Below are 11,958 nucleotides of genomic sequence, written 5' to 3'. Positions count from 1 at the left end.
GTAGGGCTAACTAGTAGTTTGATTTTCAAAAAAATAACTCATTTCACTAAAAACATCATGCTACTATTGAGCTCATATCTTCTTAGCTGATAAAAGCCATATACATGTTTCAACAAGAAATCTCTCAATTGAATTTACAACAGCTCAAAGCCGGTGAAAAGCGTTGGGTAGGGTCGTTATTAGGTTCATCTGCTGCATTATTATTCAAAGAAATTGCGATTCAGCATTCATCTTTGCTCGTTGTCGTAGCTCGAAATAACCAACATGTTGCTCAGTTAGAAAGTGAACTTGAATTTTATGGCATAAAACCGACAATTTTCCCTGATTGGGAGATTTTGCCGTATGACCGCTTGTCACCTCACCAAGATATTGTTTCAGAAAGACTCGCGATTTTATCCAATATGCCGCAAAAAGGTGTATTGCTTATTTCAGCAAGCACTTTAGCTCAAAGAGTTGCACCATATTCTTGGGTTTTAGGTGAGCATTTTGATATTCGTGTAGGGCAAAAATTTGATTTAGAACAACAAAAGCTACGTTTGGTACAAGCTGGCTATCATTTAGTAGATACGGTTTATGACCATGGTGAGTTTGCCGTACGTGGCAGCATTATGGACATTTTTGCATCAGGACAGGAAGCACCTATCCGTATTGACTTGTTTGATGATGAAATTGATACTTTAAAATTCTTTGATCCAGAAACGCAAAGAACAACAACTGCTTTAAAAAGTTTTACAGTCTTACCGGCAAAAGAGTTTCCACTAAAAGAAGCTCGTTCAATTTTTAGAGACCGTTACTCTGAACTTTTTCCGACCGCAAATCCTAAGAAAAACCCCATTTATCAAGATGTTCTTGATGGAATCGCATCTCCAGGAATCGAGTTTTATTTACCTTTATTTTTTGATAAAGCTCAAATGCAAGCCCAAAGTACACTAACAACGTATTTACCAAAGAATTGCATTGTAATTACAACTAATGATATAGATTCCGATTTAACTAGTTTTTGGAAAGAAGTTTTTCGTCGCTATGAAGATAGACGTCACAACGCCGATCAGCCAATTCTTCCGCCTGATGAGTTGTTTATTGCGCCAAACAACTTACTGAGTGCTTTAAATCAGTTCCCACGTATGCTTGTAAGTGCTGAGACGGTTGAAGAAAAAGCTGGGGCTTTAAACCTCAAGGTTGAACAACCTCCTAAGCTGGCAGTTGACCCTAAAAAAGAAAAACCATTTGCGGTAGTTAAAAAATATATTGATGAAGCGAACCATCCAGTTTTATTGGTTGCAGAAAGTGCTGGTCGTCGAGAAAGTTTAAGAGATGGTTTGCGTGCCAGCTTGGGTGATATTCCTAGCGTAGATAGTTTTGACCAGTTCCAGAAAAGTCAGTTCGCGATTGCGATTACTAATGCGCCATTAGACCGTGGTTTGCTTTTAACCGATCAACTGTCTGTTATTTCAGAAAATCAGTTATATGAACATCGGGTAGTACAACGTCGTCGTAAACGCCAGCAAGAAGTTTCAGAAGAGTTCTTAATTCGTAGTTTGACCGAATTAAGTATTGGTGCTCCTGTTGTCCATATTGATCATGGGGTTGGACGTTATGCCGGATTAATTACTTTGGCAATCGAGGGTCAAGACTATGAATTCTTGCAACTAGACTATGCTGAAGGGGCAAAAGTCTATGTGCCTGTGACTAATTTACATCTCATTAGCCGTTATAGCGGTGGAGATCCAGATTTAGCACCATTACATAAAATTGGAACTGATGCATGGAGCAAAGCAAAACGTAAAGCATTAGAACAAATTCACGATGTCGCAGCGGAATTATTGCATATACAAGCACGTCGACAGTCAAAACCTGGTTTTGGCTTTGAAATAGATCAGTCGCTTTATATGCAATTCGCGAGTGGATTTGCGTATGAAGAAACACTTGATCAAGCCAATGCTATTGAAGCGACGCTTTATGATATGCAACAAGCTAAACCGATGGACCGACTTGTTTGTGGTGATGTTGGTTTTGGTAAAACTGAAGTTGCGATGCGTGCAGCATTTGTTGCAGTGCAAAATGGTAAACAGGTTGCTGTTTTAGTACCGACAACATTACTTGCTCAACAGCATTATGAGTCTTTTAAAGACCGCTTTGCTGACTGGCCTGTTCGTATTGAAGTACTCTCACGCTTTGGTTCAAATAAAACGCATACGAAAAATATTGAAGACCTTGCTGAAGGTAAAGTCGATATTGTGGTGGGTACCCATAAACTTTTACAAGAAAATGTACAGTTTAAAGATCTAGGATTAATGGTGGTCGACGAAGAGCACCGTTTTGGGGTGCGTGATAAAGAGCGTATTAAAGCATTACGTGCAGATGTTGATATGTTGACACTTACAGCAACACCAATTCCTCGTACGCTTAATATGGCTTTTTCGGGAATGCGTGATTTATCTATCATTGCTACACCGCCAGCCCGTCGTTTAGCTGTTAAGACCTTTGTACAAGAACATACCGAAGCGTCTATTAAAGAAGCCATTTTGCGTGAATTATTACGTGGTGGACAAGTATATTTCTTGCACAATGAAGTTGATACGATTGAAAGAGCTGCTGAAAATATTCGTGTGCTTGTACCTGAAGCTCGTGTAGCAGTGGCTCACGGACAAATGAGGGAAAGAGAACTTGAGCAAGTCATGCAACAGTTTTATCACAAAGAATATAATGTATTGGTGTGCTCAACGATTATTGAAACTGGAATCGACGTTCCAAATGCTAACACAATCATAATAGAAAGGGCCGACAAACTTGGTCTAGCTCAATTACATCAATTACGTGGCCGTGTAGGGCGTTCACACCACCAAGCATATGCTTATTTATTAGTTCCTTCGATCAAGCATTTAAAAGGTGATGCAGAAAAACGCCTAGATGCAATCCAGCGTGCTTCAACTCTCGGTGCTGGTTTCATGTTGGCTACAGAAGATTTAGAAATTCGAGGTGCAGGCGAGCTTTTAGGTGAGCAGCAAAGTGGTTCAATGCAGGCAATTGGATATAGCTTGTATATGGAAATGCTTGAAAAAGCCACTAAGGCGATTCAGCAAGGGAAAACCCCGAATTTTGATGCACCTTTATCGTTAACTGCAGAAATTAATTTACACATTCCTGCACTGATTCCAGATGAGTATCTAGGTGATGTGCATCAGCGTTTATTATTCTATAAGCGTATTAGTAATACCGATTCACAAGAAAAGCTCGACAATATTCGTATGGAGCTCATTGATCGTTTCGGAGTTCCACCACAATCCGTTAAACACTTATTTAGTGTTCATCAAATTCGATTGAAAGCTGAACAACTGGGTATTACTAAAATTGATGTTAATACCCAAGGTGGCAATATTGAATTCTCTCCTGATACACCTGTTCAGGCCATTAGTATTATTCAGCTTATGCAAAAGTATCCAACCTATTATCGTATGGAAGGTGGTCAACGTTTAAAGGTAATGGTTCAGCTTGAAGAACAGGAAAAAAGAATTCAATTTATTAATGATTTGCTAGCAAAATTGTTGAATGAATTACATGCTTAAATAGTGTTTTAAAGTGATTTCAACTCAACAAGAATCTTTTGTATGTTGAGAACAGAATTTTATGCATGATTTCTTGATCTATTATGGGAATAAGTGCATAAAATCATTGTTATTTGTAATCAAACCAGACACTGGCAATACTCACATCAAAACTGATGTGATAGTATTAGCCATTATTGTTTATTGTCATTTATAAAAGATATGTTTAGTTTGCATCCACAACTTGCTCAAGATACTTTTTTTGTAGGCGATTTTCCGCTTTCAACATGTCGTTTAATGAATGATATGCAATTCCCTTGGCTGATTTTAATACCTCGTGTGCCGGGAATCACAGAATTATATGAGTTGAGCCAAGCCGATCAAGAACAGTTTTTACGTGAATCAAGTTGGTTATCTAGCCAGCTATCTCGAGTATTCCGTGCTGATAAAATGAATGTTGCAGCTTTAGGTAACATGGTACCTCAGTTGCATTTCCATCATGTTGTACGCTATCAGAATGATGTTGCATGGCCTAAGCCAGTTTGGGGTACACCTGCTGTTCCTTATACAAATGATGTGTTGGCTCATATGCGTCAAACTCTTATGCTTGCTTTACGTGGTCAAGGTGATATGCCTTTTGATTGGCGCATGGACTAAATCAATGCAATGCCACATTTATATGAATGTGGCTACATTGCGGTGTGGAGGATAGGGTGCAATTAGAGAGGTTTATCGATAGAGAGCCTAAGCAGTTTGCATATTTTCATCGCTTGATGGGATATTCAATTCTGTCATTAATTTTAGTGATCTATGCTTTTACCTCACCTAATACAAATTATCAGATCTATGTTCCACCTTTTTTCCTATTTCTGCTTTTTATTAGCTCGAAGCTAGAACACTGGCTTCAGTATCAATTCGATAAAAAAACTCAAAAAAGTGTTTTCTTTGCAGTTGATACAATTGTTGTAGCGGTTACCTTAGCAGGTCTGCATCTTAATTTGGTGCCTACATTCATTGCACTTTTTGCGTTGTTTTATTCAGCAATTAATAGTCGTATTTCTTTTGCTGTCATTTGTTTGACCAGCTTATTAGGCGCGATTATTTTTTATTTGAGCACTTTCTTTCTATTTGGTTTTTATACATATTTTGAGCCTACTAGCCAAGAGCTGACAGTAATAACACTCCTTGGTTTAGTTATGTTTATTACCATTGGGAATTATTATCAGCATCGTTGGGTTAAAAAAATCAGTCAGCAGCGTCAACATTACTATGACCAAATGACCCGCTATATTGCTTTTGCTAATCAGTTAAGTCGTTATGCGCCACTACAGTTGTGGCAGTCTATTATGCGTGGCGAGGCTGAAGCAAAGATTGAATATAAACGTAAAAAAATGACGGTCTTTTTTTCTGATATTCAGGGCTTTACAGAATTATCAGAAACTTTAATCCCAGATGATTTAGCCTTTTTGCTTAATGATTATTTAAGTCATATGACTGAAATTGCTAAACAGTATGAGGCTACTGTCGATAAATTTATGGGCGATGCTATTCTCATATTTTTTGGTGATCCAAATTCTCAAGGTGTAGAACAAGATGCCAAAGCTTGTGTGGAAATGGCAATCGCTATGCGCCAGCAAATGAAATTGCTACGTGAACGTTGGAAAAAAATGGGCTACTCAGCCTTACATATCCGTATGGGGATTAGTACAGGTTATTGTCACGTAGGCAATTATGGAGCGACACATCGTATGGCTTATACGATTGTTGGTCGTGATGTGAATTTAGCGGCTCGTTTGCAATATGCTGCTGAAATAGATGAAATCTTAATTTCAGATGATACTTATCAATTAATTAAAAGTGATTTCCTTTGTGCTCCTAAAACACCGATTTATCTAAAAGGTATTCAAGGTGCGGTAAAGACATGGCAAGTGATGGAGAAGTATACGGGAAATAAGTCAGATCATCAGCAATGGTTTGACTATGAATATAAAGGGTTTCATTTGGTACTTAATTTAGAAGAAGTACAAAACTATGAATATCCAGAATTGGTAGAAGTGCTTGAGAAGATGATTCAAAGAATTAAAGTTCAACAAACTTTAGTGAATACTCAAGGTATTGCGCAGTTAAGACTTGAAGATGAAGTTAAACCTTTAGGGATAGATCCGCAAGACCAAATTTAGAGTTTATAAAATATAAAAAAGCTGCTTTTAAAGCAGCTTTTTTTATTAACACGATTAATGATTTTCTGAAGCATGGTTAATTGTATATTTAGGAATCTCGATTTCTAAATCTTCATTCACAACTTTTACTTGGCATGAAAGGCGAGAATCTGGTTCAAGACCCCAAGCGCGATCTAAAAGATCTGCTTCAACATCATCCATTTCTTCTAGGCTATCAAAACCTCTACGAACTACTACGTGACATGTTGTACAAGCGCATGACATGTCACATGCATGTTCGATTTTAATTCCTCGATCAAGCAAACTTTGGCAAAGATTTGCATTTTGTTCAACTTCAAATTCTGCACCTTCAGGACAAAATTGAGCGTGAGGAAGTACTTTAATACGGGGCATATTGATCACCTATACCTTTAGTTTGAATTTGACCAATCTTCAAGTTTTGTACCTTTTAAGGCGTGGTCAATATGTCGATTCATACGTAGTGCAGCAAAAGCATCACTATGTACTTTAAGTTGTTCTACAGCTTTTTCAATGGCTTGAATATCATTGCTTTCAAGTTGTACTTTAAGCGTATTTTCAGCGATTTTAAGTGCTTCGAGTTGCTCATTATTGAGTAAATCAGCATCAACTTTCAGTGCTTGTTCTAACGCTTCAAGCTCACGTTGGGCTTCAACTTTAGTTTCTTTTAAATGACGCAGATTTTTATCTTCTTCCGCGTGTTGGAAACCTTCAATTAATAAGCGTTCAGTATCCGACTCTGATAAACCATATGATGGTTTAATATCAATTTGAGCTTGTACACCGGAAGTTGTTTCACGAGCTGAAACAGTGAGTAGACCATCTGCATCTACCTGAAAAGTAACTTCAATACGTGCTTGACCAGCAGTCATTGGAGGGATGCCGTGAAGCACAAATCTTCCTAGTGATCGACAGTGTTCTACTAAATCTCGTTCACCTTGAACCACATGAATCAGCATGGCAGTTTGACCATCTTGATAGGTAGTAAACTCTTGGCGGCGAGCAACGGGAATAGCTGTATTACGTGAAATAAGGCGCTCTACTAATCCACCCATGGTTTCTAAGCCAAGAGAAAGAGGAGTAACATCTAAAAGCAACGAGCCGTCTTGGCTATTTCCAATTAATTGATTAGCCGTAATAGAAGCACCAATTGCAACTACTTCATCAGGATTAATCGTGCAAAGTGGTTCTTGGTTAAACACATTGCGAACGGCTTGTTGAACTGCATAAGAGCGGGTAGAACCACCTACTAAAACAACATTTTGAATATCTGATAATTCAAGTTTTGCATCACGTAAAACGCGTTTGCACACACTAATTGTCTTATCCAAAGCTACTTGAATAATGCTTTCAAAAGTTGAGCGATCAAGTGTCAGCACATTTTCAAGTAGTTTTAACTGAACAGATTCTTGTGTAGAGAGTTGTTCTTTTGCTTGGCGAGCAGCAACAATAAATACTGCATAGCTTTCATCGCTCAGCGTATCAATATTTAGCTGCTTTTTAGCCCATTTAACAATGAGGCGATCCAAGTCGTCACCACCTAATGCTGTATGACCACCAGTAGCTAATACCTCAAAGACACCTTGTGAGAAACGTAAGATTGACACATCGAAAGTACCACCACCTAAGTCATAAATCACATAGTTATGATCGGTAGCTAAATTCGATTCTTGATCTAAACCGTAAGCCACAGCAGCGGCGGTTGGCTCATTTAATAGACGTAATACATTCAAACCAGCAAGCTGTGCAGCATCACGTGTCGCTTGGCGCTGAGCTTCATCAAAATAAGCTGGAACAGTAATTACGGCTCCATTGACTGGATTTTGTAAGCTAGATTCAGCACGTTCTTTTAGTTGTTTTAAAATTTCTGCTGAAATTTCAACTGGCGTTTTACGCCCAGAACGTGTCTCGAAAGCTGGCATCTCATTTTCAGAACCCACTAACTCATAAGGGTGTTGAAACTTGATATCTGCTTTTGAGCGTCCCATAAAACGCTTTACAGAAACAATTGTGTTTTTTGGATCAGTAATAATGAAAGGTTTTGCTTCTTCACCATAGTGAGTGATATTACTTCCATAGTGCACAATGGAAGGAAGAAGTCTTCTTTCTTTTTCGTCATTAAGGACTTTTGGTTTGCCTGATAACACTGTCGCAACTAGAGAATGTGTTGTTCCTAGGTCGATACCAATCGCAATGCGGTGTTCATGTGGGGCACTGGATTGACCCGGTTCAGCAATTTGCAAAAGTGCCATGAGTTAAATCCTTTGAATATAAATTGGAAAAAGCAAATTAAAAATCATCGTCTAAATCAAAGTTGTCTTCATCATCCAACAGTTGATCTTCTGCTTTTTCAATATCATTAAGAACGCGTTGAAAGAAACGTAATTTACGTACAGTATCTCGAGCTTCGCCCCAATCTTCATCTGAGTAGTCAATTTTAAATTCGCGAACCAAGCCATCAATCCACTGAAAAACTTCTTGCTTAAGAGTGCTTAAATGCTCTTGTGAAGTGGCTTCATCGAGTTGTTCACGAAGTTCTAGAGCTGATTGTAAGAACTCAAAATCACTAATAGATTGATCGAGGTGATGATCTTGCTTTTTTAATGCTAGGAGATAAGCAGCACGGCTATCTACTTGTGATAATACTTTAAAAGCTTGATTGATTTCACTTGATTTGATCAACGCCTGATCTTTATCTTTTGCTTTATCTGGATGATATTGCTGCTGCAAACTTAAGAAATTAGATTTTAAGCTCGCCAAATCGATATCGAGTTCTACGGGTAAATTGAACAACTCAAAATGATTCATTAGAAAGGAGGTCCACGTTAATTAAATACATTAAAACAGTGCTGTAAAAAGACACTGTTTTAATGAAAAGGATGGAAAGAGAAGAGGGTTATACAGTGAAAGACTCACCACAACCACATTCACCTTTTTTATTGGGATTGTTAAATTCGAACCCTTCATTGAGACCGTTCTTAACGTAGTCCATTTCTAAGCCTTCTAAATAGACTAGACTTTTAGGATCTACAACGACCTTAACGCCAAATTGTTCGAAAACTTGGTCATGTTCATCTATTGAATCAACGAATTCAAGAACATAAGCCAACCCAGAACAACCAGAAGTTTTCACACCCACGCGAATGCCTTCACCCTTACCTCGATTTTTAAGGTAATTGCTAATATGAGTCGCAGCATTTTCAGTTAAATGAATCATGAAAACTCCAACGTTTATAATGGTAACAAATTAAGCTTTAGACTTTTTACTACGATAATCATCAATCGCAGCTTTAATTGCATCTTCAGCTAGTACAGAGCAGTGAACTTTTACTGGTGGAAGTGCAAGCTCAGTTGCAATATCAATATTTTTGATCGCTTGAGCCTCATCAAGGGTTTTACCTTTTAACCACTCGGTTACAAGGGAACTTGATGCAATAGCAGAACCACAGCCATAAGTTTTAAAGCGCGCTTCTTCAATCACGCCGCTATCGTTCACTTGAATCTGTAAACGCATCACGTCACCACATGCAGGTGCACCCACCATGCCTGTACCAACATTTTCAGAGTTTTTATCTAAAACACCAACATTACGAGGGTTTTCGTAATGATCAATTACCTTTTCGCTATAAGCCATTTCGCTTCTCCAAACCTCGGGGTCAGCCTAATATTAATATGAGGGTAAAAACACTAATTTCAATGAATTAGTGTTCAGCCCATTCAACTGTAGAAAGATCGATACCTTCTTTATACATATCCCAAAGCGGAGAAAGTTCACGTAATTTCTCAACAGCGGCTTTGGTAATTGTAAGCACATGATCAATATCTTCTTCAGTTGTGTACTTACCAAAACTAAAGCGGATTGAACTGTGTGCTAGCTCATCAGATAAACCTAATGCGCGAAGAACATATGAAGGCTCTAAGGTTGCAGAAGTACAAGCAGAACCACTTGATACCGCAGCATCTTTAAGAGACATCATTAAAGATTCACCTTCAACAAAGTTAAAGCTGACATTTAAATAGTTAGCAACGTTTTGAGTTGGATGGCCATTTAAGAAAACTTGTTCAAGATCTTGTAAACCATTCCATAGCTTGTCGCGAAGCTTGCGGATACGCTCTTGTTCTGCTTGCATTGTTTTGCCAGCAATTTCGAAAGCTTCACCCATACCTACAATTTGGTGAGTCGCTAAAGTACCAGAACGCATACCACGTTCATGACCACCGCCATGAATCTGTGCTTTTAAGCGCACACGTGGACTACGACGCACATATAATGCACCGATACCTTTTGGACCATAAATTTTATGAGCAGAGAAACTCATAAGGTCAATTTTCATGGTAGATAAATCAATTTCGACTTTACCAGCCGCTTGTGCTGCATCTACATGGAAAAATGTTTTGTTGGCACGTGTTAATTCACCAATCGCTGCTACGTCTGTAACTGTACCAATTTCATTGTTTACCATCATGAGTGAAACAAGAATAGTATCTGGACGAAGGGCAGCTTTAACCATTTCAGGAGTAATTAAACCTGTTTGTGGCTCTGGCTCTAAATAAGTAATTTCAAAACCTTGTTCTTCTAATTCACGACAAGGATCTAGAACAGCTTTATGTTCAATTTTACTTGTAATGATATGTTTGCCTTTAGACGCATAGAACTGAGCTACACCTTTAAGAGCAAGGTTATCTGACTCAGTTGCACCAGAAGTCCAAACGATTTCACGTGGATCAGCTTTAATTAAATTTGCTACTTGCTCACGTGCATATTCAACTTTTTCTTCTGCTTGCCAGCCATAAGCGTGGGAACGAGACGCAGCATTACCAAAGGTACCGTCGAAAGTTAAACACTCCATCATACGTTCTGCAACTTGCGGATCTACTGGAGTGGTTGCTGCGTAATCAAGATAAATTGGACGTTTCATATCAAATACCTGTACCCGATAAAAGAGCTGAATCTGTGCCAGTCACATTTTGGCGTAATGCAACAGTTTGAACGTTGTCTCGGCTAATGAGGTCGGCAAGAGAGATTTTTGCTAAATAGTCGGCAATATGATGAGAGAGTTCTTGCCATAAATCGTGGGTAAGACACATTGCACCATTTTGACAATTAGCTTTATGGTCACAACGCGTTGCATCAACGGTTTCATTTACGGCTTCAATAATTTCTAACACAGTAATTTCATCAGCATTTCGAGCCAAATGATAACCACCATTTGCACCACGAACACTAGAAACTAACCCATGACGCTTAAGTTTTGCGAATAACTGTTCTAAATAAGCAACTGAAATGGATTGGCGTGCGGCAATTTCGGCGAGCGTGATCGTTTGTTCAGTTGGCTGCAAAGCTAAATCAAGTAGAGCAGTCACTGCGTAGCGACCGCGAGTTGTAAGGCGCATGATTCGATACACATGTTAAGACTAGATAATAGGATTTTATGAATCCCGACTAAAATAGTCAAGTTTTTTTATTTTTAATTCAAGTGTAGGAACAAAATAGGAAAATAAATTAAGCTACCCACAAATTATATATGAAAAAAGCAATAAATATTAGGCTAATTATACCAAAGGAGAAGTTAATGTTCCGTTGGCGTTGTTGTAAGCGGATAATTCGATTCTGATGTTGTTTAATTTGTACATGAAGTGAATTAATTTCTGATCGTTGCTGATCAATTTTTTCAAGTAATGGAGCAATTTTTTTACGTGAAGCAAGTGTGTCAGCTTCATCATCAGGTGAATTGAACCATTCTTTCCAGTCCGCTAGTAATTTAGGTAGTGTTAAGTGAGAAATTAAATCAATAAGTTCCTTTTTAGTTTCCTCATTTCCATCAATACGCATGTTATTAAGACTGCGTTGATTTGAAAAGCCGAAAATTTTAATTAGGTCAATGAGAGTACTATTGATTTCAAGATCAATACGTCGGTCAAAAGAATGGATATCGAACAACAAACCCTTTTCCGTAAATTGAACATAAAAGTCAAAAAAAGGCAGATAGCTGTTAATGCGAATTGTTGTTTTGTTTAAGATAAACTTTTTCGCTTGCAAGCGAAGAGCACCATCGTGGGTGAGAATAAATGAAAAAAAAGTTTCTAAAATAATTAGAACAATGTTCAGCAACAGACGCGGATGTTTTTGTCTTTGTTGCGTTTCACTCATAAAAGTTTATCCTTACAAATAGCAAATAACTGAAGAATGGGACATCCTATCCCAAACTTAACAC

General features: G+C 38.1%; 11 protein-coding genes. 3 read left to right on the top strand and 8 right to left on the bottom strand.

Features of this window, described 5'->3' with window-relative positions:
* Window positions 1-104: 104 nt before the first annotated feature.
* From mfd to HUN22_RS11540, 3 genes are all read left to right on the top strand, one after another.
* Complete coding sequence (gene mfd, locus HUN22_RS11550; protein ID WP_174729381.1) at window positions 105-3,566, top strand: transcription-repair coupling factor; 3,462 nt, start codon at window positions 105-107, stop codon at window positions 3,564-3,566.
* A gap of 201 nt (window positions 3,567-3,767) precedes the next feature.
* Window positions 3,768-4,202, top strand: a complete 435-nt coding sequence (locus HUN22_RS11545) for an HIT domain-containing protein (protein WP_002117900.1) — start codon at window positions 3,768-3,770, stop codon at window positions 4,200-4,202.
* A gap of 56 nt (window positions 4,203-4,258) precedes the next feature.
* Window positions 4,259-5,725, top strand: a complete 1,467-nt coding sequence (locus tag HUN22_RS11540; protein WP_174729378.1) for an adenylate/guanylate cyclase domain-containing protein — start codon at window positions 4,259-4,261, stop codon at window positions 5,723-5,725.
* Between the two features lie 54 nt (window positions 5,726-5,779).
* Here the strand turns inward: HUN22_RS11540 and fdx are convergent, their stop codons facing one another.
* The 8 genes from fdx to HUN22_RS11500 all read right to left on the bottom strand — a co-directional run bounded on the left by fdx (window position 5,780) and on the right by HUN22_RS11500 (window position 11,894).
* On the bottom strand, window positions 5,780-6,118 hold the full coding sequence (fdx, locus tag HUN22_RS11535) for an ISC system 2Fe-2S type ferredoxin (protein ID WP_174729375.1): 339 nt from the start codon (window positions 6,116-6,118) through the stop codon (window positions 5,780-5,782).
* A 17-nt stretch (window positions 6,119-6,135) separates the two neighbouring features.
* Window positions 6,136-7,995, bottom strand: coding sequence for a Fe-S protein assembly chaperone HscA (hscA, locus tag HUN22_RS11530; RefSeq protein WP_174729372.1), 1,860 nt, complete (start codon window positions 7,993-7,995; stop codon window positions 6,136-6,138).
* A 37-nt stretch (window positions 7,996-8,032) separates the two neighbouring features.
* On the bottom strand, window positions 8,033-8,551 hold the full coding sequence (hscB, locus tag HUN22_RS11525) for a Fe-S protein assembly co-chaperone HscB (RefSeq protein WP_174729369.1): 519 nt from the start codon (window positions 8,549-8,551) through the stop codon (window positions 8,033-8,035).
* An 88-nt stretch (window positions 8,552-8,639) separates the two neighbouring features.
* Complete coding sequence (iscA, locus tag HUN22_RS11520; protein WP_016141156.1) at window positions 8,640-8,960, bottom strand: iron-sulfur cluster assembly protein IscA; 321 nt, start codon at window positions 8,958-8,960, stop codon at window positions 8,640-8,642.
* 30 nt (window positions 8,961-8,990) lie between these two features.
* Window positions 8,991-9,377, bottom strand: coding sequence for a Fe-S cluster assembly scaffold IscU (iscU, locus tag HUN22_RS11515; RefSeq protein ID WP_002117907.1), 387 nt, complete (start codon window positions 9,375-9,377; stop codon window positions 8,991-8,993).
* Between the two features lie 67 nt (window positions 9,378-9,444).
* Window positions 9,445-10,662 carry an IscS subfamily cysteine desulfurase gene (locus tag HUN22_RS11510; protein WP_016141155.1) on the bottom strand — a complete coding sequence of 406 codons (1,218 nt, stop codon included), beginning with the start codon at window positions 10,660-10,662 and terminating at the stop codon, window positions 9,445-9,447.
* Between the two features lies 1 nt (window position 10,663).
* Window positions 10,664-11,137 carry an Rrf2 family transcriptional regulator gene (locus HUN22_RS11505; protein ID WP_003651563.1) on the bottom strand — a complete coding sequence of 158 codons (474 nt, stop codon included), beginning with the start codon at window positions 11,135-11,137 and terminating at the stop codon, window positions 10,664-10,666.
* Window positions 11,138-11,246: 109 nt separating this feature from the next.
* Entirely contained in the window at window positions 11,247-11,894 is a 648-nt protein-coding gene (locus HUN22_RS11500) for a hypothetical protein (protein WP_174729366.1), read from the bottom strand.
* Window positions 11,895-11,958 lie beyond the last annotated feature (64 nt).

Origin of the sequence: Acinetobacter lactucae, assembly GCF_013344765.1 — a bacterium.
Lineage (GTDB): Bacteria > Pseudomonadota > Gammaproteobacteria > Pseudomonadales > Moraxellaceae > Acinetobacter > Acinetobacter lactucae_A.
This window is presented reverse-complemented; position numbering and strand designations above follow the sequence as displayed.